The 23,057-nt window shown below is 35.1% G+C and carries 28 protein-coding genes and 1 other RNA gene; 23 read left to right on the top strand and 6 right to left on the bottom strand.

The window, feature by feature from the left end; all coding sequences use genetic code 11:
- Window positions 1–13: 13 nt before the first annotated feature.
- The gene (recU, locus tag QA539_RS05690) at window positions 14–619 is read right to left on the bottom strand and encodes a Holliday junction resolvase RecU (RefSeq protein WP_283722133.1); all 606 of its coding nucleotides are present in this window, start codon (window positions 617–619) and stop codon (window positions 14–16) included.
- A gap of 77 nt (window positions 620–696) precedes the next feature.
- Here recU and QA539_RS05685 point away from each other — a divergent pair, with 77 nt between their 5' ends.
- The 6 genes from QA539_RS05685 to QA539_RS05660 all read left to right on the top strand — a co-directional run bounded on the left by QA539_RS05685 (window position 697) and on the right by QA539_RS05660 (window position 4,692).
- Window positions 697–1,032, top strand: a complete 336-nt coding sequence (locus tag QA539_RS05685; RefSeq protein WP_099483547.1) for a DUF1798 family protein — start codon at window positions 697–699, stop codon at window positions 1,030–1,032.
- Complete coding sequence (locus tag QA539_RS05680) at window positions 1,029–1,580, top strand: DUF1273 domain-containing protein (protein ID WP_419894939.1); 552 nt, start codon at window positions 1,029–1,031, stop codon at window positions 1,578–1,580. Before QA539_RS05685 ends, QA539_RS05680 begins: the two co-directional genes overlap by 4 nt.
- A 10-nt stretch (window positions 1,581–1,590) precedes the next feature.
- Window positions 1,591–1,905, top strand: coding sequence for a cell division regulator GpsB (gene gpsB / locus QA539_RS05675; RefSeq protein WP_219491731.1), 315 nt, complete (start codon window positions 1,591–1,593; stop codon window positions 1,903–1,905).
- Between the two features lie 49 nt (window positions 1,906–1,954).
- An RNA gene (gene rnpB, locus QA539_RS05670) (RNase P RNA component class B) lies at window positions 1,955–2,322 on the top strand.
- 127 nt (window positions 2,323–2,449) lie between these two features.
- Window positions 2,450–3,568 (top strand): THUMP domain-containing class I SAM-dependent RNA methyltransferase, encoded by a 1,119-nt coding sequence (locus QA539_RS05665; protein ID WP_219491728.1) that lies wholly within the window; start codon window positions 2,450–2,452, stop codon window positions 3,566–3,568.
- A gap of 113 nt (window positions 3,569–3,681) precedes the next feature.
- Entirely contained in the window at window positions 3,682–4,692 is a 1,011-nt protein-coding gene (locus QA539_RS05660) for an MsnO8 family LLM class oxidoreductase (RefSeq protein WP_419894938.1), read from the top strand.
- Window positions 4,693–4,738: 46 nt separating this feature from the next.
- On the opposite strand, the gene QA539_RS05655 is transcribed toward QA539_RS05660, so the two are convergent.
- The 3 genes from QA539_RS05655 to QA539_RS05645 form a co-directional block, all read right to left on the bottom strand.
- Entirely contained in the window at window positions 4,739–6,394 is a 1,656-nt protein-coding gene (locus tag QA539_RS05655) for a b(o/a)3-type cytochrome-c oxidase subunit 1 (RefSeq protein WP_101140911.1), read from the bottom strand.
- Window positions 6,395–6,465: 71 nt separating this feature from the next.
- Entirely contained in the window at window positions 6,466–6,942 is a 477-nt protein-coding gene (locus QA539_RS05650) for a cytochrome B5 (protein WP_198479482.1), read from the bottom strand.
- A gap of 12 nt (window positions 6,943–6,954) precedes the next feature.
- Window positions 6,955–7,131, bottom strand: a complete 177-nt coding sequence (locus QA539_RS05645) for a cytochrome c oxidase subunit 2A (RefSeq protein WP_419894937.1) — start codon at window positions 7,129–7,131, stop codon at window positions 6,955–6,957.
- A 122-nt stretch (window positions 7,132–7,253) separates the two neighbouring features.
- Between QA539_RS05645 and QA539_RS05640 the strand changes: the two genes are divergently transcribed.
- From QA539_RS05640 to QA539_RS05625, 4 genes are all read left to right on the top strand, one after another.
- Window positions 7,254–10,649: a dynamin family protein gene (locus QA539_RS05640; protein WP_419894936.1), complete on the top strand. Its 3,396-nt coding sequence runs from the start codon at window positions 7,254–7,256 to the stop codon at window positions 10,647–10,649.
- A 526-nt stretch (window positions 10,650–11,175) separates the two neighbouring features.
- Window positions 11,176–12,048 (top strand): 5'-3' exonuclease, encoded by an 873-nt coding sequence (locus QA539_RS05635; protein ID WP_283722137.1) that lies wholly within the window; start codon window positions 11,176–11,178, stop codon window positions 12,046–12,048.
- 63 nt (window positions 12,049–12,111) lie between these two features.
- The gene (locus QA539_RS05630; protein ID WP_283722138.1) at window positions 12,112–13,068 is read left to right on the top strand and encodes a hypothetical protein; all 957 of its coding nucleotides are present in this window, start codon (window positions 12,112–12,114) and stop codon (window positions 13,066–13,068) included.
- Window positions 13,065–13,835, top strand: a complete 771-nt coding sequence (locus QA539_RS05625; protein WP_419894935.1) for an HAD-IIB family hydrolase — start codon at window positions 13,065–13,067, stop codon at window positions 13,833–13,835. Before QA539_RS05630 ends, QA539_RS05625 begins: the two co-directional genes overlap by 4 nt.
- Window position 13,836: 1 nt before the next feature.
- Here the strand turns inward: QA539_RS05625 and QA539_RS05620 are convergent, their stop codons facing one another.
- Window positions 13,837–14,226, bottom strand: coding sequence for a ribonuclease HI family protein (locus QA539_RS05620; RefSeq protein WP_219495198.1), 390 nt, complete (start codon window positions 14,224–14,226; stop codon window positions 13,837–13,839).
- A complete protein-coding gene (locus QA539_RS05615) occupies window positions 14,226–14,906 on the bottom strand; it encodes a queuosine precursor transporter (protein ID WP_219491712.1) in 681 nt (226 codons plus the stop codon). The genes QA539_RS05620 and QA539_RS05615 overlap by 1 nt, the downstream gene beginning before the upstream one ends.
- 126 nt (window positions 14,907–15,032) lie before the next feature.
- Here QA539_RS05615 and QA539_RS05610 point away from each other — a divergent pair, with 126 nt between their 5' ends.
- From QA539_RS05610 to QA539_RS05550, 13 genes are all read left to right on the top strand, one after another.
- Window positions 15,033–15,215 (top strand): zinc-finger domain-containing protein, encoded by a 183-nt coding sequence (locus QA539_RS05610; RefSeq protein WP_413474579.1) that lies wholly within the window; start codon window positions 15,033–15,035, stop codon window positions 15,213–15,215.
- 9 nt (window positions 15,216–15,224) lie between these two features.
- Window positions 15,225–16,349, top strand: coding sequence for a virulence factor (locus QA539_RS05605; RefSeq protein ID WP_419894934.1), 1,125 nt, complete (start codon window positions 15,225–15,227; stop codon window positions 16,347–16,349).
- On the top strand, window positions 16,346–16,780 hold the full coding sequence (locus QA539_RS05600) for a BrxA/BrxB family bacilliredoxin (RefSeq protein WP_283722143.1): 435 nt from the start codon (window positions 16,346–16,348) through the stop codon (window positions 16,778–16,780). The genes QA539_RS05605 and QA539_RS05600 overlap by 4 nt, the downstream gene beginning before the upstream one ends.
- Complete coding sequence (locus tag QA539_RS05595) at window positions 16,728–17,558, top strand: hypothetical protein (protein WP_419894933.1); 831 nt, start codon at window positions 16,728–16,730, stop codon at window positions 17,556–17,558. The genes QA539_RS05600 and QA539_RS05595 overlap by 53 nt, the downstream gene beginning before the upstream one ends.
- A gap of 247 nt (window positions 17,559–17,805) precedes the next feature.
- Entirely contained in the window at window positions 17,806–18,756 is a 951-nt protein-coding gene (locus tag QA539_RS05590) for a thymidylate synthase (protein ID WP_283722144.1), read from the top strand.
- Between the two features lie 9 nt (window positions 18,757–18,765).
- Window positions 18,766–19,248 carry a dihydrofolate reductase gene (locus tag QA539_RS05585; RefSeq protein WP_219491699.1) on the top strand — a complete coding sequence of 161 codons (483 nt, stop codon included), beginning with the start codon at window positions 18,766–18,768 and terminating at the stop codon, window positions 19,246–19,248.
- Complete coding sequence (locus QA539_RS05580; RefSeq protein ID WP_283722145.1) at window positions 19,241–19,969, top strand: lysophospholipid acyltransferase family protein; 729 nt, start codon at window positions 19,241–19,243, stop codon at window positions 19,967–19,969. The genes QA539_RS05585 and QA539_RS05580 overlap by 8 nt, the downstream gene beginning before the upstream one ends.
- 4 nt (window positions 19,970–19,973) lie before the next feature.
- Window positions 19,974–20,819, top strand: a complete 846-nt coding sequence (locus QA539_RS05575; RefSeq protein WP_419894932.1) for a DegV family protein — start codon at window positions 19,974–19,976, stop codon at window positions 20,817–20,819.
- Complete coding sequence (locus tag QA539_RS05570; protein ID WP_241427512.1) at window positions 20,812–21,360, top strand: DUF2140 family protein; 549 nt, start codon at window positions 20,812–20,814, stop codon at window positions 21,358–21,360. The genes QA539_RS05575 and QA539_RS05570 overlap by 8 nt, the downstream gene beginning before the upstream one ends.
- A gap of 4 nt (window positions 21,361–21,364) precedes the next feature.
- On the top strand, window positions 21,365–21,895 hold the full coding sequence (gene msrA, locus QA539_RS05565; protein WP_099483572.1) for a peptide-methionine (S)-S-oxide reductase MsrA: 531 nt from the start codon (window positions 21,365–21,367) through the stop codon (window positions 21,893–21,895).
- The gene (gene msrB, locus QA539_RS05560; RefSeq protein ID WP_219491687.1) at window positions 21,885–22,316 is read left to right on the top strand and encodes a peptide-methionine (R)-S-oxide reductase MsrB; all 432 of its coding nucleotides are present in this window, start codon (window positions 21,885–21,887) and stop codon (window positions 22,314–22,316) included. Before msrA ends, msrB begins: the two co-directional genes overlap by 11 nt.
- A gap of 14 nt (window positions 22,317–22,330) precedes the next feature.
- Entirely contained in the window at window positions 22,331–22,831 is a 501-nt protein-coding gene (locus QA539_RS05555; protein WP_219491686.1) for a PTS sugar transporter subunit IIA, read from the top strand.
- A complete protein-coding gene (locus QA539_RS05550; protein ID WP_219491683.1) occupies window positions 22,831–23,052 on the top strand; it encodes a YozE family protein in 222 nt (73 codons plus the stop codon). Before QA539_RS05555 ends, QA539_RS05550 begins: the two co-directional genes overlap by 1 nt.
- Window positions 23,053–23,057: the final 5 nt, after the last annotated feature.

The raw sequence follows: 23,057 nt of genomic DNA, 5'->3' as shown, positions 1-23,057 counted from the left end.
CCTCACTCTCGATTTATTCATTAAAATATATGTGATCTATAACTTTTAAATAGTCGATTCTAGGCTGATATTTTTTTTCCACATGATAACCGTATTTTTTTATGTCATTCATAGGGATGGATTTCTTCTTCTCATTCTTATACAGGTCCCAATACTTTAAAAATGGTTCGATTGGAAGCAAGAAAACTTCTTCATGAAATGAAAAATAAAATAATATAAAACATATAGCGCCATGTTTTGAAACCTGCTGCATATGCTCTACTTGATGTTCATGTATATTATTTAACGGAAAACTAGTTTTATTTTGCGTTGCTTTTGCTTCAAAGTCAATATATTTACCTCTATAAATACCATTGTAATCAGTTGTAGAGGCTTTTCTGAAATATGCTTCTTTTATTACGGCCCGAGAACGTTTTGGATAATCTACATCAACAATCTGTATCGGCGTTGGTTTCTTATGGATAACTGCGATATCCTGCTTCAAATAATATTGATTGGCATGGTCGATTGCTTCTTCAAAACGCATTCCTCTTTTTCCATATTCTATTTTACTATGATTATTTGCTGTTGTAACTAGTGCTTTAGACGTATTTCGCTTGCCATTTGGGTAATTGACCATATAGATTCATCCTATTTGTGAAGATAATAAATATAATATACAATGAGTGTATCATAAAACTGATGAGGAGCCATTAAATGTTACAACAATGTATTGAAAGTTTAATGAATGATATCATTAGAATAGAGCATTATTTTAAAGCTTCTAAAGATGGGCAGCAATTTAATTTTGTTATGGATGTTCAACCTTTTACAGAAAAAGTTGATAAGCATCTTTCTATGCTTGAAAATTATAAAGTACAAGTCATCAGTCTACCTTTAATGAATGAAAAGAAATATCAGCTAATGGTTGCCCATATTAAAGAATTATCTGTAAGTTGTTTCTTTAGTAAGACGAGTAAGAAAGTTTTTATTGATCAGTTTAAGGCTGTAAAACATGAACTCCATTATTTGAATCGAATGATAAATACATGAAATCTATCTATATAACGGGTTATAAACCATACGAACTCAATATATTTAATAACAAGCAGCCTGAAGTGCGTTACATTAAATTATTTCTTCAGCAGAAACTTAAAGAATATATCGAAAATGGATTGGAATGGGTCATCATAGAAGGTCAGCTCGGTGTTGAACTATGGGCAGCTGAAGTTGTTATTCGTCTAAAGAAAATGTATGATGTTAAATTGAGTATCATCACACCGTTTCTGGAGCATCATAGCAAATGGAATGAAGAGAACCAGCTTTATTACAATCAGATTTGTGCGCGTGCTGATTTTATAACCTCTGCACACAACGATGTCTATAGAGGTGGATTTCAATTTAGGAATACAGATCAGTTTGTGCTTGATAACACTGAAGGTACAATTCTTTTCTATGATGATGAACATGAGGCTAGCCCAAAATTTTTCAAGCAGACACTGATTGATTTTGCGGCAGAAAATCAATATAATATTGATGTTGTGACGTTGGAGGATTTATCAGATTTTGTAAATGAATATATGAGAGCAAAAGAATATTAGGAGTGAGCATATGGCGGATATTACATTGAAATTATCAGCAAAGGATATATACGAAAAAGAATTTGAACGTACCGCGTTCAGAGGATTTAAGCCAGAAGACGTGGACAGTTTTCTGGATGATGTCATTGAAGATTATCAGAAGATGGCAGATATGAATCAGCAGCTTCTAAAATTAAATGATGAGAATGTTAAATTAAAACGTGAAATTGAAGACTTAAGAATGAGACTTGCTACTGGTAGAAGCGAGAACACTGTATCTACTACAAATAATTTTGATCTATTAAAGAGAATATCTAATTTAGAGAAAGCAGTCTTTGGTAAATAGTATGGTGAAATCAATAGAGTCATGCTATAATAAATAGAATTATTAAAGATATCTCGGATAATCGCTATATTTATTTATAGAGGAAAGTCCATGCTCACACATGCCTGAGATGGCTGTAGTGATCGTGCCTGGTGAAACAATAAGCCAGGGCATTAATTTGACGGCAACGAACGAACCTAAGTCTATGATATGGTTTTAGTAGTTTGAAAGTGCCACAGTGACGTAGCTTCTTTAGAAATAAAGAAGGTGGAACGCGGTAAACCCCTCGAGTGAGCAATCCAAATTTGGTAGGAGCACTTTTCTAGCGGAAATGAACGTATAGAAGAGGTATGAAAGTACAGACAGATGATTATCACCGGCGTACGAGAGTAACTAGGCTCGCTAGCAGTACTATGGGACAGAACATGGCTTATAGAGATATCTTTCTAGTTTAAGCTCTCCAATATGGAGGGCTTTTTTTATTGCATACATCAATGGTAAAATGAAGTGAATCAAATTTACAATAAAAACACAATAAAAATATTATGTAAACAAGGAGTAGATTATGTATCAATTATTAGCAACAACCCCTATGGGAATGGAAGCTGTCGCAGCGAAAGAGGTTCAGGCATTAGGATATGAAACAATGACTGAAAATGGTAGAGTACTATATCAAGGTGATGCACGTGCAATTGTAAAATCTAACCTTTGGCTCAGAAGTGCGGATAGAGTGAAGTTAGTAGTAGGACGTTTTTATGCCACGACATTTGAACAGCTTTTCGATAAGACGAAGGATATTCCGTGGGAAAATTTCATTTCTGAAAATGGACAGTTTCCTGTGCAGGGCCGTAGTCTTAAATCCAAGCTATTTAGCGTGCCTGATTGTCAGGCGATTGTAAAAAAAGCGATTGTCGAGCGTTTGAAAAAAGCACATAACAAGCAAGGATGGCTTTCAGAAAGTGGTGCTTTATACAAAGTAGAGGTCGCAATTTTAAAGGATGAAGTATTGCTGACAATCGATACATCAGGAGCAGGTCTGCATAAACGCGGATATCGTCTTGCTCAAGGTGAAGCGCCGATGAAAGAAACTTTGGCGGCCGCACTTGTATTATTATCTAACTGGAAAGGGGAAACACCATTTATCGATCCATTCTGTGGTTCAGGTACCATTGCGATAGAAGCTGCAATGATCGCTCAAAATATCGCACCTGGATTCAATCGTGACTTCGTAAGTGAGGACTGGGATATCATTCCTGAAGGTATGTATGATGAAGAGCGAGTTAAAGCAGAAGAAGTTGCTGAATATGATAAAGAAATATCGATTACAGCAAGTGATATAGATCCGAATATGGTTGAAATTGCCCGTAACAATGCGATTGAAGTAGGGTTTGGAGATATTATTGAATTCAAGCAGATGAATGTCCATGACCTTACTTTAAATGGTGAGAAAGGTGCAATAGTAGGTAATCCACCTTATGGAGAGCGTATCGGTGAAAGAGCAGAGGTAGAAGCGATGTACAGTTATCTAGGGGAACTGATCGAAAAGAATCCTAAATGGTCGTTGTATATATTAACTAGTTTGAAGACATTTGAAGTATTAGTAGGTAAGAAGGCGACAAAACGCCGCAAGTTGTTCAATGGATATATTGAATGTACCTATTATCAATATTGGGGCGAGAGATAAAAGGATTTGAAAGCAATACGTAAAAATGTTCAAGTTACCCACACAAAGTATAAATTTATGTTTTGTGTGGGTTTATATTTATGATAAATATATTGAATAGCAGGTGAAATTATATGAAATTAAGTATATTAGATCAAGTACCGATGTCACGAGGCGAAACGCCGATGGATGCATTGATGCAAACGATAGAACTTGTTCAATTTGCTGAAGAAATAAAATATGATCGCTATTTTGTTGCTGAACATCATAATACGACTGGTTTAATCAGTCATGCACCAGAAATTCTTATGACGAGATTATTATCGATAACGTCTTCAATTAATATAGGTTCTGCAGGCATCCTTCTGCCACAATATAGTCCTTATAAGGTAGCTGAAAATGCAAATTTATTAGAAGCAATGTTTCCTGGTCGAGTGACGATTGGCCTAGGGAACTCTCCTGGCGGGAGTGAAATCACGAGACAAGCTTTAACAGATGGTGCCCAAAGTAAGGTGAGAGATTATGATAGAATGCTAGAAGAATTTTTAGGTTTTTTGCGTAACACTTTGCCTTTAGAACACCATTATCGAAGTGTTAAAGCAGGACCGAGAATAGAAACACATCCTGAGGTATTTACGTTAGGGCTGACTGATAATGGTGCTAAAAGGGCAGCAAAATTAGGTATTGGTTTTGTGTTCGGGAATTTTATCAGTGATAAATATCAAGAGAGTGCAATTAAAATTTATCAGCGAGAATTTGTTCCTAATGCATTTATGCAGCGCTCCTATACAATATTTTGTTCCTTTATCATCGTTGTGAAAGATGATGCAGAAAAAGAGATGCACAGACGTATTTTGGACCATTGGCTATTAAATGTCTCTAAAGGAAGAGATACAGTCATTCCTTCTATTGAGCAGGTTAATAAAATGCACTATAGTGATCAGGACAAACGTATCATTGACAAGAACAGAGGACGATATTATATCGGTAGAAAAGATGAAGTTAAGAATGAGATTAATAGATTGTATCAAACATATCAATTTGATGAATTGATGGTAATTAACAATACTTTTGACTTTGCATTAAAAATAGAGAGTTTCAGATCTATTAAAGAAATTATAGATGAGATTAATAGTGAAGAATAATTAAATTAAAAATAAAAACCATCAAGCGTATGCTTGATGGTTTTTATTACCAGAGTTTGCCTTCACCCATACCAGCTGCACCCGGTGGTGGATCCATAAACATTTGACCAATAGGTACTGTGTAAGCAACTAAAATTAATGCAATCGTTACAACAAGCAAGAACTTCCAGTTTTCAACGAATTTATAAACTGGTGCATGTTCATCCATTGCCTCTGACACAGGGAATGCTTCGTATCCTTTTGGTGCAAAGAATGCAAGCTGTATAAATACGATAACAACTAAGATAATGGATACGAAAAGAATTGTTCCACCAATCGCCTGAATTACTTGATATGGAATCCATTCTGCTGCTATTTTAGAGCCGCCATATTCAGAATATGTTGAACGACGTGGTGCACCGAATAATCCGATGTAGTGCATTGCACCAGACATAATTGACATACCGATTGCCCATAGCACACCTTGTGCGATAGCGAGTTTATTCATTGCTTTTGTCATAACACGGCCAGTAGCATGTGGTATTAACCAGTACATTGTTCCAAAGAACGTTAAAATGACTGCTGTTGCAACTGTTAAATGGAAGTGACCTGTAATCCAGATTGTATTATGTACTACCTGGTCCATTTGAGCAGAAGCATTAACTAATCCACCGGCACCACCAGGAATGAATGCGGCCATTCCGATAAACGGCAACACGAAACGTGCATCGTTCCATGGTAATGTTTTAATCCATCCAAATAAGCCTTTAGCACCTTTATTTCGTCCATATGCTTCAAATGTAGCAAAGAGACTGAATGCAGTCATTAAAGAAGGAATAACGACCATAAATGTTAATACGACCTGTACATATTTCCATGTAACGTCAATTCCTGGTTCAGTTAACTGGTGGTGAATACCAACAGGAATTGAGAAGAACAAGAATAACATAAAGCTCATACGCGCAAGATTATCACTGAATGCTTTAGCACCTATAATCTTTGGTACTACTGCATACCATGACATATAGGCTGGCAGTAACCAGAAATATACTAATGCATGACCGAAGTACCAGAATAACGTACGACTAAGTGAAACATCGATGCGCTCAACTAATCCTAGAGACCATGGAATCATCTGGAATAATACTGTAGAAGCAACACCTATTGAACATACAATCCACATGACATTGTTAATTACTACCATGTAAGATAAAAGAGGTGATTTTTGGCCTTTATGTTCTTTTTTCCATTGTGCGTAACGCATAATTTGTCCAGCTGCAGAAATCCATGAACCAACAATAACTAATGCCATACCTACATAGAAGATAACATGCGCTTTAAGTGGAGCATAGAAAGTATATAACACAGTTGCTTTATTAAGTAGAACCATTGTTGCTGCCATTGCAGTACCGATTAGCATTACCCAAAAACCGATCCACACAAGCTTACGTTGTAATGGACTAAGCTTTCCGCAAGTACGAATGACTGCAGCAGTCTGGAATCCCATGATAAAGAATGTAGTCAAAACTAATGCGAGAATGATCCCATGTACCGTAAGAATCTGATAATATCCAATACCAGCGGGTAACTCTAAAGTTCCAGAGCGGACTAAAGTCTGAACTAATCCTGCCAATCCACCGATGATTAAACAAACTATCGCAACATACATATGAGCCATAATCAACTTACCATCTGGTTTGGACATTTCAACTCGATTTTCCATTTCTTCTCTATGATGATTTCTGAACGAAGCACGTTCATCAAAAGTCCCACTATCCAATTTATATTCGCTCATTATTGATCAACCACCTTAATGTTTGATTTCATATCTGCGTGACCTGTGCCACAGTATTCATTACAAAGTAACAGATATTCACCTTTTTTATCAAAAGTTTTTATAAATTTAGAAATGTGACCTGGTTCAATCATCATATTGACATTTGTCTGTGCAATTTCAAAGCCATGTACAACATCTCTACTTGTTGCTATAATTTTTACTTTTGATCCTTTTGGAATTTCAACTTTACCTGGGTTGTAGTTAAATGCTGAAACAACAAACACAAGTTCGTAATCCCAGTCTTTTCCTTCAACTTTATGTAATCCTGGGTTACTAAATACTTCATCTTTATCAATAAGCTCCGGCGCAATAAATTCACGGCCGCTTGCGATAGGCTCATGACCATTATGTAATGCAGAAACAAAAATAATCCCTAAAAATAAAATTAATGAGCCCATACCTAGACCAAGCCAGATTTTTTCAAACTTATGCAATGTATTCCCCTCCTAAATTCGTTCTATAAATAGTACAAAAATTGCAAACCAAGTGATAACAAATATTGCTCCTAAAGCAAGTACAGCAGCCATTGTTCCACGCAAATCTAAATCATGATGAACGTCTTCATTGACTTGAATTGGATCTTTAGTTTGATTCAAATTTTTATCATCATTCACATTGAACATCCTTTCTTAATAGCTTTTCTTTCTTTATAATAATAGAGTAACTGGTTTATTAATGTGATAAATATCACACTTTTGGATATTTCGTTATATTTTTCACAAATAAAGAGGTAATGAGGTAGAACATGGATAATAAAGAGCAGATCAAACGATTATATCAACTGAAAAAAGAAGTGGAAAAGTCAGACAACACTTTATTATTGAATCAAATCAATGAAGTGATAAAAAAAGTTTATTCAGATTATATTGTATTAAGTTTTATAGGTCATTTTTCTTCAGGGAAATCATCTTTGATTAACAAGATATGTGATGAGGATATTTTACCTAGTTCTCCGATTCCGACAACGAGTAATACCGCTCAAATTATTAGAGATAACATAGATCTAATAAGAATAAATATGGACAACCAGACATACAGTGACGTCGAAAGCTATGCCACTGTTAAAAAGGTGAATACATTGAATACAGATATAGAATCGGTAGAGATTCATAAACAAAACCTTGCATTCCCAGAAGGTACAGTAATTCAGGATACACCAGGTATTGATGCAACGTTCAAAAATCACGAGCAGAGCACAATGAAATATCTACTCATCAGTGACATCGTTTTTTATACGGTGGAATATAATCATGTGAACGCAGAAAAGAACTTCAGCCAGATTAAGATGATGAATGAACTGGGAGTTCCAGTTGTTCTCTTGATTAATCAGATTGATAAACATGATGAAAATGAAATACTCTTTACGGCATTCAAAGAAAAAGTAGAACAAAATATTAAGATGTGGAACTTAAACGTTGAAGCTATTTATTATACTTCAATCTACGCTTCTGAACATAATCAGTTTGATCAATTAAAGGAACAACTCAATCAGCAAGTAAATGAGTTAACTGCAGATAGAGATTTCTACAATAGAATCATCGATTATATTGAACGCGCACAGATAAACTATCTAAATCAAAGAAAAGATAGGCTATTAGAACAGCTCGAGGTAGATGAAGCAGACATATCTCATGCCCTAGATGAGCTTCATATACAGCAGAGTCTGAACAGTGAGCAGCAACTATTGATGCAGGATAATCGTACGGAACAATTATTAAAAGAAGTACGGAACATTGTTAAGAATGCTTATTTAATCCCTTTTGAACTGAGGGAAAAGATAGGTGCGATGCTTGAGACCTTTGCTACAAACTATAAAGTAGGTGGATTCTTCAATAAACAGGCAAAGCTTGAGAGTATTCAAAACGAAAAAATAGATAGTGTCATCGAAATGCTTAATGATCTACTGGATAAACAGATTAATTTCCAACTAAAAAATTATTATGAACAGTATATGAAATATAGTGAACAACCAGCGTTACTTGATGATATTTACTATCATATTACAAAAGAGGATGTTAAAGCGCTGAGCAAACCACAGCCGGAAGTTACAAAAGAATATATTCTAATCTATTCTGAACAATTAAAGACATTCATAGAGAAAAAGATTGTGCAGCAACAAAAAGTCTGGCTTGAAAAGTTCATAAAAAGTATAAATATGTCTAAATTAAATACTACAAATCATACTTCAGATAAAAGCATCCTATTTGATGATTATCTAAATAATGAAAAGTTAATGGAGTCAGTCACTACTAAAAATTATATGCATTACTATATTCATCTGGAAGAATCTATCGATAAATTAATAGATAGAAGGTATGTAACATTGTCTATTAATGAAACTGATGAAGTGGTGAACAAGCAGAGCATTATTAATGATAGAAAAGGTAGACAAGATTCACTGAATATTGAAGTCTATGAAACCTTTAAAACGGTTGACTATTTTAAATCAGATATGCGTAAGCTAGAAGCACAGCTTGATAGAATTCACAATGATGAAACTAAAATAGTTGTATTCGGAGCATTTAGTGCGGGTAAAAGTGCCCTCATCAATGCGTTGTTACAGGAAAGAATCTTAATTTCTTCTCCGAATCCTACAACAGCAAGTATTACCGAACTGTATTATGGTCAACAGCATTTTGTAACATTTAAGACAGAAGATATGCTGCTTAACAAGCTTAATGGGATATCATGTTCAGTAAGTGAAAATATGAATACCATTGAGTCATGGATAGAAAAAAATAAAAACAAGATAAATGATTTTTCTGATGAAGATAAAAGCTTCGCATCTGGTGTGATCAAACAATATCATCACTATAAAGCATACTTATCAAATGGACAGACGATTGAAATAGATAAAAATGAGATTGATAAATATACGGCACAAGATGAGCACGCAGCGTTCGTCAATCGTATAAAAATAGGTCTAGAAAATGATTTCCTTAAAAACAAGGTTATTATAGATTCACCTGGAACAGGAAGTACGAATAGCAGACATACGATGGAAACGACAGAGATTATTGCGGATAGCGATTTACTCATATATGTTTCATATTATAATCACGTGTTCACAGAGAAGGACAAAGCATTTCTATCTTACTTAAATGAAATTGAAGTAATGAATGAAGCGAGTGAAAATTTCTTTGTTATCAATGCAGTGGACTTAAGAAAAAATGACGAAGAACTAGTTGCAGTAGAGGATTATTTAAGAACTGAACTCGACCAGCTGAACATTGAAGATAGGATTTATTCAGTTTCTAGTAAACAAGCATTAGGTGGTTATGATGAACGTTTTAACGTGTTTGCTGAAGCAATTGAACATTTCGTAGATTCTACGAGTAAAATTCAAAAGATACATCAGTTTAATAGCAATGCATCGCGTATCGTTCGAAGTGCGCAATTTATGAGAGATGATTATAAAGCGTATATTGCAAAGCAAAATAGAAGAAATTTACAGTATGATGTGTGGCAGAAAGAGCCGCCATTAGAATGGAATATAGTTAGTAGAGTATTAAGTGATATAAAACAACTACTGCATGAACAGGTAAGTTACTTACGTGATAAGATGAAGATCCAGCTTTATGATGTTATCAAGTCAGAAGTAAATACTTCTCAAAAATTGAATATGATCGAAAAAAGTTTTAAAGCATCTGTAGAAAGTAAACTACTTAATGAATTTCAGTTCATTGTACCGAGAATCAATAAAGCTGCGATCCAGAGTTATAGAGACGAAACTTCTCTCACGAAGGCAGCCCTTATAGAATATGAGATTGCAGAAGATATAGTATTTGACTCATTTATTTTGAAATTAAATCAAATGAAGCTGAATCCCATTGTCAATGAAATAGAACAACTCGTATTTCCAGTAGTAAAGGAAAAGCAGCTTAAGAATATGAATTCAAGAAATGAGCTATTTGAAAATATACATGAGCAATCCATGACGGTAATCAATCAAGTACTCCTTAAATATGAAAGCTATATAATAACTGAAATCGAAAATGGTATCGGAGCATTAGAAACACATATTGATGAGAAGAATAAAAATATATCTGAAGAAATTATCGAAAAGCGTGCTACTTCAATTGATGATAGTGTCATTTCTGAAATTAAATCAGCATTAAAGCAATTAGAGATGAATTCATGAAAATATGGATAATGATACACAGAAGCTTGAACAGTTTAATCAGAAGCACATACAAAATAGTATTTTTACCTATCCTATATTTATGTCATCTCGTCGGATGAGATTGCTATATTATTGATGGAAGTTATGAAGATTTGGATGCTTTTCACAATATTTTGTATCATAAAATATTTTTCATCCGTCAATAGATGATATATGACGGATGAAAAATTAATATTGACGATGAAAATTTGAATTATAACAAATCAATATTTTTAGATATAGAACCCTTGTTGAAAAATGATGAAGAACGTATACTTGTAGATGCGAGATCTTAGGAGAGGTTTATAGGATTGCTTGAACCAATCGATGCGGTTGGTGGTCACATTCCTTCAAATCAATATTCCGTATAATTATTGATTTGAAGGCGGATATATAAATGATCGTGCGGCATTAAGATCTGTGGATAGAGACGTGGCATTATATGCAGATAGCTTTTCTGAATGGATATCGTTTTATCCTGATAAAATTGAGACTGGAGATTAATATGAAAAATGTACTGATTATAGATGGGATGGCATTGTTATTTCGACACTTCTTTGCAACAAGTCTTCATGGAAACTATATGAGAAATCATGAGGGTATACCTACGAATGGTGTGCAAGGGTTTATAAAGCATGCAATTAGCGCGATCGAAGACACGCATGCAGCACACGTCATTGTATGCTGGGATATGGGTGCCAAAACTTTCAGAAATGACATCGATAGTAATTACAAGGCGCATCGTCCTGCACCACAAGAGGAGATGATTCCACAGTTTGAAATGGCGCAGCGCATTTCAGAAGAACTAGGATTTGTTAATATAGGGGTTCATCAATTTGAAGCAGACGACGTTATTGGTACGTTAGCGAAATATCTTGATAAGGAATACCATATCACTGTAATAAGCGGCGACCGAGATCTACTGCAGATATTAGATGAAAATATTGAAATTTGGCTTATAAAAAAAGGTTTCAGTATATATAGCAAGTACGATTTGAATCGATTTGAAGAAGAATATCACCTTAAACCAAAGCAACTTATCGATGTTAAAGCATTTATGGGTGATACAGCGGATGGTTATCCCGGCGTTAAAGGTATAGGAGAAAAAACGGCGGTAAAATTGATCCAGTCTTATCGAGATGTGAGCGGCGTTCTAGCTTCATTAGAAGAATTGCCAAAAGGACAGCAAAACAAAATCATGACATCGATCGATGCTTTGAAAATTTCGAGACGTTTAGCTGAAATTCATACAGAGGTACCTATCAACCTTGAGGATATAAAAAAACGTATGTCGTATGTTTCTGATTATGAGTTTATAAGAAGTGTCTGTGATAAGCATGAGTTAAAATCTGTAAGTAGATTTCTGATTGGGAAATAATTTTTAGATTGATATCATTTCCTCAGTCAATTATAATTAATTGACTGAGGAAAGGGTGGGATTATGAGTTATATATTCGATACTAAACAACTGAAAATATTGGATCTTGCAACACAGATATATGAGTATAAAGGCATGCAGCGTCTTATCGGCGAGAGACATCACACTGCTTTGCAAAAATTACAAAGAATTACAATGATTAATGCTCTTAAATATACAATGCAATTAGATAGCTTCTATTTTGCAAATACCAAACTGATTCAGATGGTGGACTATAAAAGTAGTATTAAAAATAATGATGATATGATTTTAATGGGTTATCGAGATGCGTTAGTATACATATTTAATGATTATGAGTTTATTGATTTATTACCTATAGAAATTGAACGTATTTATCTTGAAATGTCATTGGGTAATAATGCAATGATTGAAAAGATAAAACAGCAAAATACATCTATGTTGCACACTTCAACTCAAGCATATTATGAACAGATAAGTGATCATTATAATGCGCTTGAACGAGTTCTCACCTTTATATACTCTTTTAATAAAGAACATATATTTGAGGAAGATAATCGTAAATTAACCCATCTACTCTTAACATTGCTGCTGCTTAAAAGCGGATTTATTGTTGTGAAGTACCATAATATAGAGCAATACATAGCCGAAAGAGCAGATGAGTATCTTGAAGTGATGCAGCCAGATAGTCCGTTTGTTGACTTTTACTGTTTTTATCTCGAGATTATCCATCAATGTTATGAGCAGTTTTTTAATCAGTTCGAACTGATTAATATGAACAAATACGATCCTTATTATAGAGTGCTGGAAGTAATTAATCAGTCATTTACACCTTTATCTAGAACGGATATTGAACTTAAGCTGGCTGATATCAGCAGAAAAACAATAGAGCGCGCCTTAGTGAGCCTTCAAAAAGATGATGAGATAAAGAAGGTTGGTATAGGAAAATCAACAAAATATACTTTGAATACGATGTTTCACGTGAAAGGAAAATCTAAATGAAGTTAGTTGCGGTAGATATGGATGGTACTTTTTTAAATGATAATAATGAATATGACGAGGTAAGGTTTAAACATATTTATGATAAAATGCTGCACAATAATATTCGTTTCGTTGTAGCCAGCAGTAATCACTCTTCGTATTTAAAATATTTTTTTGCTGAGTACAATGACATTATTTATATTGGTGCCAATGGCGCATCGCTTGAGTTAGATGATATAAAGAGATATAAGTTGATTGCGCAACGTGATGTTTGTACAGCGATAACACGTCTTATCGATACAAATTATGAGTTTGTAGTATCAACGATAAACAATGCCTTTATTCACCAGACAGCTTCAGAAAGTTACCGAAGGATGATACAGCCCTATTATCCAGATATCAAGGTGTTTACTGTTAATGATGATATTGATGAATCTGTATTGAAAATTACAGTCACGGCTGCCGCTGATGAACTTTCACATATAATTGAGTTGCTTCCTGCAAGTTTAGATTGTGTCTATAGCGGAGCGCACTGTATAGATATTACAGCCTATGCAGATAAAGCGCATATGCTTAAAATAGTGATGGAACAATTAAGTGTAAGTAGGGATGACCTTGTTGTCTTTGGTGATGGAGAAAATGATATAGAAATGTTCAAACTGTCAAGTCACAGTTATGCAATGATAAATGCACCTCGTAAGGTGAAATCTTACGCGAGTGCTATCGCGCCTTCTAATAATCAGAGTGGTGTACTTTATATATTAGAACAGAACATTAAACAGATATAGCTCAGCTATATCTGTTTAATGTTCTTCTTGCGATTGTATCTGCATGCTTATTCTCTGCTCTAGGTATCCAGTCTAAAATGATAAGTTCAAACTGAGATTCAAGCACTAGATATTCCTTGAGATAATTTTTATAGGCTTCTTTTCTCACAAACTTTTTCTGTACAGAATCAGCGACAATTTTGGAGTCTGTTTTTATAAGTAATGACGTGTAGTTATTTTGTAGACTCAATTTGAGAGCGATAATCAGGCTCTGCCATTCCGCATGATGATTATCAATATCTCCTAGATACTCACCGTACTCTACAATGTCAGAATTATGTCTGAAAATAATACCACAAGCACTTTGTAAAGGATCTTGTCTCGTTGCTGCGTCTATATAAACTTGGGTCATCATGCTTCCTCTTTATGGAACGATTTCGCCCAGTATCCGAACGGGACATTGAAAATAGTAGACAAAAGTTTAAATAGATATGTGGTCATAAAGATTTCAAAAAGAACATTTCCTGGCATGAGGCCTGTAAAGGCAATCAATGTGAATAGTGCGGTGTCGATAATTGAGCTGAATACTGTACTGCCATAAGCTCTTACAATGAATGTACGATCAGAAGAAAAACGTTTTTTAATCAAATTGAAAAGATAGACATCCACGTACTGCCCGATAATATAAGCAACAATTGAACCGAGTACGATTCTTGGTACAACCCCGAATAATGTCTTAAGACTTTGCTGTGCAATATCGTTTGCAGCTGGATGGAATTGTAAAGATATCGTCATTAAAACGGTCATTATTATTGCGGATGAAAAACCTAACCATACAGCTTTCTTAGCAACTTGTCTGCCGTAACGATCATTCAAAATGTCTGTTGCCAGGTAAATTGATGCAAATAATACATTTCCTAGCGTTGCAGTGATTCCGAAAAGTTCAACTGATTTAGTGACTTGAATATTTGCGATGACTGTGCCCACTGCAACCCATACAAAAAGTCCTTCTTTGCCAAAGAACCTATACATAATAACGAGCATCACAAATGTCATGATAAATGCAGCGATAGCCCATAGTTCATTTGTCATAATAAACCTCCTTTTAAAGTTAACTTAAGTATTATAGTGGTATAAATGTATTAATGCAACATGTGTTAAGCAAAGCATCATGCTTAAATATATAAATTTGTTATAATATCGTATGAGGTGGATTTATTGAATAGTGATCAGCAAATTACGTTACGTACTATTGATAAGCTCAATGACCATTATTGTAGTCATTGTCTCTTAAAAGAATATCATCGTAAAGAACATAATAAGACGTTCGCACATAATTACTGTATAAAGAAATGTACGGTTGGAATAGAAATCAAAAGACTAGGAAACGTATTGCAATAGGAGGATAAAATGGAAATAAAAAAGATAGAACCTACACCAAGTCCAAACACATTAAAAATTACGCTCGATTTTAACAAAGAAGATATGAAGAGTACAACTTACCAAAGTATTGAAGCATCTAATCCTGCATTTATCAATGAATTACTGAATATTAAAAATGTAAAAGCAGTATTTCATGCATTAGATTTTATTTCAGTGGATAAAAATCCGAGCAGCGACTGGGATATACTGCTACCAGAAATAAAACAGGTATTTGCAAGTGGATCGATAGCGGATGTTAATCATCAGCCAGTTAGTGATTCGGGTGAAAAGCAGGTAGAAGTACTGGAATTCAAAAATATCCCATATCAGATTAAGATAACTTATCTGGATAGTGAAGTACGTAAACAACTTGATTTACGCTTTATTGACGCAATGCTCGACAGTCAGAATGATGATGATAATGTTATATTATTAAGACGCTGGGTCGATTATGGAATAAGGTATGGTACAGATGAAGAGATTGTTAATACTGTAAAAGAAGAGATTGATGCACTATATCCTGCTGAAAGATTACAGGAACTTGTTGAAGCGGGTAAAGCAAATAGATACGAAGATCATTCTAAACAGCTGGAACGTGTTTCAATAGAGACTTATTTAAGTACAGATGACTGGAAGGAACGCTATCGTATGCTGGATCATTACCCGACACCTGATATCAGCGATATTCCGTTCCTGAAAGTGGTATTAAGTGATGATAAACCTCAGCTAAGAAGACTTGCTGTAATGTTCCTTGGCATGATAGAATCACGTGATGTCCTTCCATTGCTGGATGAGGCAATGAAGGATAGAAATATTGCGGTACGAAGAACTGCAGGAGACACAATTAGTGATCTAGGATATAAAGCAAGTCTTGATACGATGCACCAGGCATTAAATGATAAAGCACCAATCGTCAGATGGCGTGCCGCTATGTTTATCTATGATGAAGGTGACGAAACTAGTCTTCCATATTTAGAAGCTCATTTAGAAGACGAAGCATTTGATGTAAAGTTACAAGTGCAGATGGCTTACGAACGTATCAAGAATGGTGAAAGCGCAGCCGGATCAGTATGGAAACAAATAGCTAACAGAAATAAAGGAGAATCATTATGAATGCATACGAACAATATATGAAACAATTATCAGAGGGTATGAGAAGTGAGTTAACAAACAATGGTTTTAAATCATTAGAAAGTAGTGAAGCGGTCGATAAACATTTTAGTGAAGCAGGGGATGCTACTACGTTTGTTGTCATTAATTCTGTATGTGGCTGTGCAGCAGGCCTTGCAAGACCTGCTGCTGTTACGGTTGCGACACAAAATCCAGTTAAACCAGACCATATTGTTACGGTCTTTGCTGGACAGGATAAATTGGCGACTGAAACAATGAGAGGTTATATCGGGCAAGCGCCTTCAAGTCCATCTATGGCATTATTCAAAGGAAGTACGCTCGTAGGCTTTATACCGAGAGAACATATTGAAGGACGACCGGTTGAAGAATTATGTATGGATATTAAAGAGCAGTTTGATGAACACTGCGTATAAGCTGAGGATAACAACGTGTGTTAATCCGGATGAATGTGTTCTTGATTACGTCAGTATGATTGTAAAGGATCTGGAAAATTATTATTCTGATACGAAGGTTATCATTAGAGGGAAAAAGACAGTAAAGTCTTTCTTCATTGAAAGTGATATACCACTTCTAATCATCCAGAAAAACGGTATCTATCTTTATACTCAAATTGATAACAAAATCAGTTACCAGGAAAGTACGATGAATATTAAATATAAACAGTACGTAAAAACAGGCATACTTCCACCACTTGTTGCTGCGGTTACTGATAATGCTGATGCCTCTCTTCTTATCGCAGACTGTACGATGGGGTTAGGTAACGACCTGATGCTGATGGCCAGAACATTACAGCGCGCAAACTTTTATGCCTATGAACAAAATTTTTATATACATTTTGCGATAAAATGGAGCATGAATTACTATTGTAATGTTATCAACCCAGAACTGAGAGAAGCTTTTAATTCGATTAATTTTGTCTTTGGCTCCATTGAACAGGATGATACACTATTTGATGTGATATATGTGGACTGTCTTTATCAGAATACTGTTGATACTTCTAATATTAGTGCGTTAGTCAATTTTTTGACTGGGGATAAGCAGGATGCAAGATCGTTACTGGATAATGTTGTTCAAAGGGACGCCAAATTAGTCTTACGTGCAGAATATAATTCACCATTAATTTCGCAGTACCCATTTGAAATGAATATCAGAAGAAATACGATTACACATTATGGCATATTAAAAAAATAAGGATTCAGGAATTGTCCTGGATCCTTATTTTTTATGCACTGAATAATAACTATTCAGTAATACACATACTGATCATATAGCATAATAAAAGAAATAATCCTGAAACTACCATGATTGAAGCATCCATGCAATTCACTCCTCTGTTATACAAATATGCGCGTTTAATATTACAATATGTAATTCTTTAAATGTCGCCTATATATCTGTATTATAATGTATATAAGTAAAAATAGAAAGAGGTGGCGATATGAATTCTTTTGACCTTGAATATCATAATTTATTAAAACTTATTTTAGAGACCGGTAAGGATAAGGATGATAGAACGAATACTGGGACATTGTCAGTTTTTGGACATCAGATGCGATTCGATCTTTCTAAAGGATTTCCATTGCTGACAACAAAGAAAGTATCTTTCAAACTTGTAGCAACTGAACTGATCTGGTTTATCCGTGGGGATACGAATATCAGATACTTGCTTGAATATAATAACAATATATGGAATGAGTGGGCTTTCTTAAAATGGATTGAAAGTGATGAATACATGGGTCCGGATATGACTGATTTTGGTCATCGTGCATTGCGTGACGCTGAATTTAATGAACAGTATCGAGAGCAGCTGAATATTTTTAAAGAAAAGATTCTGACGGATGATGATTTTATGCAACGCTATGGCGATCTAGGGAATGTGTATGGTAAACAATGGCGTCAATTTGAAACGAAGGATCGTGTGACTGATCAGCTAAAGGAAGTGATTGAACAGATTAAGTTGAATCCACATAGTAGACGTCATATTGTATCAGCCTGGAATCCAGGAGAAATTGATTCGATGGCACTGCCACCTTGTCACACAATGTTTCAGTTTTATGTAAATAATAATAAGCTTTCATGTCAGCTGTATCAACGCAGTGCAGATGTATTTCTTGGCGTGCCTTTTAATATTGCAAGCTATAGCCTACTAACACATTTAGTTGCGAGAGAATGTGGGCTAGAAGTGGGTGAATTTATCCATTCTATGGGAGATGCACATATTTATTCGAATCACATCGAAGCGGTTGAAACACAGTTGATGCGGTCATCTTATGAAGCACCTAAGCTTCAAATTAATAGCGATAAGGATATATTTAATATTGAGTATGAAGATCTAGAAATAATCGATTACACAGCGCATCCGGCGATTAAAGCGCCGATTGCAGTCTAAGGAGCAGATATGTTATCTATAATTGTTTGTCATGATAGAAATAGAGTAATTGGATTTGAGAATAAGATGCCATGGCACCTTCCGAATGATCTCAGACGAGTGAAGACATTAACAACGCATAACACGATAGTAATGGGGCGCAGAACATATGAATCATTAGGTAAAGCATTACCTAATCGCCGAAATGTAGTACTCACACGAGATAAAGATTTTAAACCGAACGATGCAGATGTGATTTATAGTCTAGAGGAAATTGATCTGCTTGAAGGTCATGTATTTATATTCGGTGGACAAAACTTATACGAACAGATGATTGATAAGGTGGATGATATGTATGTCACGGTTATTGAAGAGAAATATCCTGGAGATGCATTTTTCCCTGAATATACATTCAAAGATTTTAAAGTTAAATCCATAGAAGAAGGTGTACTTGATGAGAAGAATGTGATACCTCATCACTTTATGCATCTTGTGAGGTATACAAATGATTAGAATGATGAAGACAGTCAGTGTAATTATCGGTTATGCTGCATTTATTACACCGCAATTTAAACGAATTGAAAAAAAAATACTTGAACAGGATGATGTGTATAAAAGAGATAGGCTTGCTTTTATCGAACCTAAGAAGTGGGCACATGCTGTACTGAAGACTGCGGGTGTCACAGTTCAAGTTAAGCAAGAAAATGCACTTCCTACAAATAGTGTCCTATTTGTCAGTAATCATGAAGGTAATTTTGATATTCCTGTACTGATTCACGCGATTGATAAACCATTTGGATTTGTATCCAAAGTCGAAGTCAAGAAAATACCGTTTCTCGATAAGTGGATGACAATGATGAACTGTATATACCTTGATAGAACAAATCGCCGTTCTTCATTACAGATGATAAAAGATGGAATCGCATCATTAAAAGCAGGGCATAGTGTACTTATATTTCCTGAAGGAACGAGAAGTAAAGGACATGGTATAGGAGATTTTAAAGCAGGGTCACTGAAGCTTGCAAAATCAGCACAAGTGCCGATTATACCAGTGGCTATAAAAGGTACTTCAAATATTATGGAAAAACATGATAGTAAGAAAATGGTTCCGGGAACTGTGAAAGTGACTATTCTGCCCGAAATTTCGCCAGATATATTTAATGATCTGACGTTACAGGAAGCAGCTGATTATATCAAGAATATAATTGCAACAGAAATAAATAAAGAGGGATGACGACATGAGTAAAATTAAATTAATCGTAGATTCTACACACGATTTGCCAGCGCAATATTTAAAAGATCATGGTATCGTACAAGTACCATTAAATATTGTAATGGAGGGTAAAACATATCTGGATCAGGAAGAAATCACATCAGATGAATATTTAGAAAAACTAATAGCACTTAAGGAAATTCCTAAAACGAGTCAGCCGGCCACAGGTAAGTTTGTCGAAATATACCAAAAATATATCGAGGAAGGTTACGAAATATTAAGTCTGCATATGACGCATCGTCTGAGCGGGACTATTGGCAGTGCGCAGACAGCCGCCGGTATGGTAGATGGAAAGGTCACAGTTATCGATTCTGGATTTATCGCACAATCATACGGATTTATAATACAAAATGTAGCAGAATTAATCATCAAGCATAAATCGATAGATGAAATAGTAGCGGCTATTGAAAATATGAAAACTCAATCAAAGCTCTTTCTAGTGATTTCTCAGCTTGATTATTTAAAAAAAGGCGGAAGAATTTCGCGAGGAAAAGGCTTTATTGGTGGACTGATGAATCTCAAGCCTGTTGCAGAAGTGGTAGATGGCGAGATTCATGTTCTTCAGAATGTACGTACAATCAATTCAGTCGTTAAGCTTCTGACTAAAGAAGTAAAAGAAATGAGCGAACAATATAAATATTTGAGAATTGGTATATCAGAAGCACAGGCTAATGATTTACTTACGAAAGTGAAATCTGCAGTGGAACCTTTTACTGATGAAAATATATCGATTCATACTACGACACCGATTGTGTCAACGCATACCGGACCAGGTGCAATAGGATTATCGGTATTTGGCTACAATGACTAGAATAATTAAATCACCCATCTGGTTTATACTCTCAATCTTATTAGTTACTGTTATCATTGTTGGATTCACTATCTTTAATCTTAGGCTGACCGATGAGGTATCAAAACAGAATTTTAAGACGAATCATTTATCGAGTAATGACACACTGATTCTTTCGGAATCTACGGTAGCAAAGTATTTACCTCAAGATAAAGATAATAAAATTTATTTTAAGTCAAGCAAGATTTTAATCCACAACAAATCGAAATTTTTAAATCAAGATGTCCACGTATCTTTTATCACAACACCAGAAGTGTATATGGACGGAATTTTAAAGCTTAAAATTGATGATGTAATCATTGGAAAGCTGCCTTTTGGCAAACAGAAACTATTGGCTATCGTTTCTGAATTTGGTAATCTGCCCGATGGTGTAAGCTTAAATAAGAAGGAAGCTGCTTTTTACTATGATTTAGGAGTGATAGAATATGGTAAAACAAATTTATTGCTCAAGGAGATTAATCCCTCAAAGAAATGGGTATTTGATATAAAAATAAAGGAGTGATTTCATGCAAAAAGCAACTTTTGCAGGTGGATGTTTCTGGTGTCTTGTGAAACCTTTTGATACATTTCCTGGTGTTCAGTCAGTAGTTAGTGGATACAGTGGCGGACATGTCGATAATCCATCTTACGAAGAAGTATGCACTAATACAACCGGTCATAGAGAGGCAGTACAAGTCACTTATGATGAATCCCAAATTTCTTACGAAGATATATTAAAGGTTTATTTTATGACTTTTGATCCTACAGATGATAAAGGTCAGTTTTATGATCGAGGTGAAAGCTATACGCCGGCAGTCTTCTATCATAACAATCAACAAAAAATTGAAGCGTTAGAGTATATTAGAAAGCTCGATGATGCGGGCATATTCGCTCAAAAGATAACAACACCGGTATTACCTTATAAGAATTTCTATGCTGCAGAAAAAGAGCATCAAGATTACTATAAGAAGGCGCCGGAACATTATGAACGTTATCAGGTGGGTTCTGGAAGAAAAGCATTTATTGAAAAGCATTGGGGGAATAAAGATGAAAGATAAAGACTTAAATGAACTTACAGAGATGGAATATTATGTGACTAAAGAAAACGGTACGGAGCCACCATTTCAAAATGAATACTGGAACCATTTTGATAAAGGACTCTATGTCGATAAACTGAGTGGTAAACCGCTTTTTACTTCTGAAGACAAGTTTGATTCATCTTGCGGCTGGCCGAGTTTTTCTAAGGCAATTTCTGATGATGAAATCATTGAACTCGTTGATAAATCTCATGGTATGACACGTACAGAAGTAAGGAGTGATGCAAGTGACAGCCACCTTGGGCATGTCTTCAATGATGGTCCAGCTGACAGAGGTGGGTTAAGATACTGTATCAACTCTGCAAGCATCCAGTTTATACCTTACGATAAACTTGAAGCGTTAGGATATACACAATATCTATCTTTGTTCAATAACAAATAAATAGGAGTGGTATAATGTTTAAGAAATTGTTTGGTAAAGGGAGTCAGCCTGAGAAGAACATAGAGATCGTCGCCCCTATTACAGGGAGTTTTATAGCAATCGAAGATATACCAGATCCAGTCTTTGCTCAGAAGATGATGGGTGAAGGTTTTGGTATCAGACCATCCAATGGTCTGGTCGTTGCCCCTGTCGATGGTGAAATTATCAATGTATTCCCAACGAAACATGCCATTGGTATAAAGGCCAATAATGGTGTAGAACTGTTAATCCATGTTGGTCTTGAGACTGTTACAATGAAGGGTGAAGGTTTTAATGTATTAGTTGCCCAAGGAGATCAAGTGACAAAAGGTGATGCACTGCTTGAATTTGATATCAAAAAAATTGAAGAACAAGCGTCATCTATTATCTCTCCAGTAATTATCACAAATTCAGATACTCTGAAATCTATTACTGTAGACGCACCAGAATTGCTGATTCAAGGCGAAACTGTCGTTCTGTCTGTTGAGACAAATTAATGGTAAGGTCTTCATTTTATCATTTTGTTTTAACTGAGCGAGGTGCGGGCAATGAGTTTGGTCAGTTTGCTGAAGCGGTGTTCCTGGATTTAATGTTTCCAAAAGATGAAAGCGATTATAATCAGCTATCAACTTATATCGAAGAGTATGGAACAGCAAGCATGTCTTTATCAACATATGATCGTTTATATGAGAAATATTTAGAATGGTTAAAATTTTAGCACGT

This window comes from Macrococcus psychrotolerans, assembly GCF_038095555.1.
Classification (GTDB): Bacteria; Bacillota; Bacilli; order Staphylococcales; family Staphylococcaceae; genus Macrococcoides; species Macrococcoides psychrotolerans.
This window is presented reverse-complemented; position numbering and strand designations above follow the sequence as displayed.

What these genes read in the sequence shown, in the direction of transcription:
- recU (WP_283722133.1), bottom strand. Translation starts at nt 619, where the DNA reads ATGGTCAATTACCCAAATGGCAAGCGAAATACGTCTAAAGCACTAGTT.
- QA539_RS05685 (WP_099483547.1), top strand. Translation starts at nt 697, where the DNA reads ATGTTACAACAATGTATTGAAAGTTTAATGAATGATATCATTAGAATA.
- QA539_RS05680 (WP_419894939.1), top strand. Translation starts at nt 1,029, where the DNA reads ATGAAATCTATCTATATAACGGGTTATAAACCATACGAACTCAATATA.
- gpsB (WP_219491731.1), top strand. Translation starts at nt 1,591, where the DNA reads ATGGCGGATATTACATTGAAATTATCAGCAAAGGATATATACGAAAAA.
- QA539_RS05665 (WP_219491728.1), top strand. Translation starts at nt 2,450, where the DNA reads ATGTATCAATTATTAGCAACAACCCCTATGGGAATGGAAGCTGTCGCA.
- QA539_RS05660 (WP_419894938.1), top strand. Translation starts at nt 3,682, where the DNA reads ATGAAATTAAGTATATTAGATCAAGTACCGATGTCACGAGGCGAAACG.
- QA539_RS05655 (WP_101140911.1), bottom strand. Translation starts at nt 6,394, where the DNA reads ATGGAAAATCGAGTTGAAATGTCCAAACCAGATGGTAAGTTGATTATG.
- QA539_RS05645 (WP_419894937.1), bottom strand. Translation starts at nt 7,131, where the DNA reads ATGTTCAATGTGAATGATGATAAAAATTTGAATCAAACTAAAGATCCA.
- QA539_RS05640 (WP_419894936.1), top strand. Translation starts at nt 7,254, where the DNA reads ATGGATAATAAAGAGCAGATCAAACGATTATATCAACTGAAAAAAGAA.
- QA539_RS05635 (WP_283722137.1), top strand. Translation starts at nt 11,176, where the DNA reads ATGAAAAATGTACTGATTATAGATGGGATGGCATTGTTATTTCGACAC.
- QA539_RS05630 (WP_283722138.1), top strand. Translation starts at nt 12,112, where the DNA reads ATGAGTTATATATTCGATACTAAACAACTGAAAATATTGGATCTTGCA.
- QA539_RS05625 (WP_419894935.1), top strand. Translation starts at nt 13,065, where the DNA reads ATGAAGTTAGTTGCGGTAGATATGGATGGTACTTTTTTAAATGATAAT.
- QA539_RS05620 (WP_219495198.1), bottom strand. Translation starts at nt 14,226, where the DNA reads ATGACCCAAGTTTATATAGACGCAGCAACGAGACAAGATCCTTTACAA.
- QA539_RS05615 (WP_219491712.1), bottom strand. Translation starts at nt 14,906, where the DNA reads ATGACAAATGAACTATGGGCTATCGCTGCATTTATCATGACATTTGTG.
- QA539_RS05605 (WP_419894934.1), top strand. Translation starts at nt 15,225, where the DNA reads ATGGAAATAAAAAAGATAGAACCTACACCAAGTCCAAACACATTAAAA.
- QA539_RS05600 (WP_283722143.1), top strand. Translation starts at nt 16,346, where the DNA reads ATGAATGCATACGAACAATATATGAAACAATTATCAGAGGGTATGAGA.
- QA539_RS05590 (WP_283722144.1), top strand. Translation starts at nt 17,806, where the DNA reads ATGAATTCTTTTGACCTTGAATATCATAATTTATTAAAACTTATTTTA.
- QA539_RS05585 (WP_219491699.1), top strand. Translation starts at nt 18,766, where the DNA reads ATGTTATCTATAATTGTTTGTCATGATAGAAATAGAGTAATTGGATTT.
- QA539_RS05580 (WP_283722145.1), top strand. Translation starts at nt 19,241, where the DNA reads ATGATTAGAATGATGAAGACAGTCAGTGTAATTATCGGTTATGCTGCA.
- QA539_RS05575 (WP_419894932.1), top strand. Translation starts at nt 19,974, where the DNA reads ATGAGTAAAATTAAATTAATCGTAGATTCTACACACGATTTGCCAGCG.
- QA539_RS05570 (WP_241427512.1), top strand. Translation starts at nt 20,812, where the DNA reads ATGACTAGAATAATTAAATCACCCATCTGGTTTATACTCTCAATCTTA.
- msrA (WP_099483572.1), top strand. Translation starts at nt 21,365, where the DNA reads ATGCAAAAAGCAACTTTTGCAGGTGGATGTTTCTGGTGTCTTGTGAAA.
- msrB (WP_219491687.1), top strand. Translation starts at nt 21,885, where the DNA reads ATGAAAGATAAAGACTTAAATGAACTTACAGAGATGGAATATTATGTG.
- QA539_RS05555 (WP_219491686.1), top strand. Translation starts at nt 22,331, where the DNA reads ATGTTTAAGAAATTGTTTGGTAAAGGGAGTCAGCCTGAGAAGAACATA.
- QA539_RS05550 (WP_219491683.1), top strand. Translation starts at nt 22,831, where the DNA reads ATGGTAAGGTCTTCATTTTATCATTTTGTTTTAACTGAGCGAGGTGCG.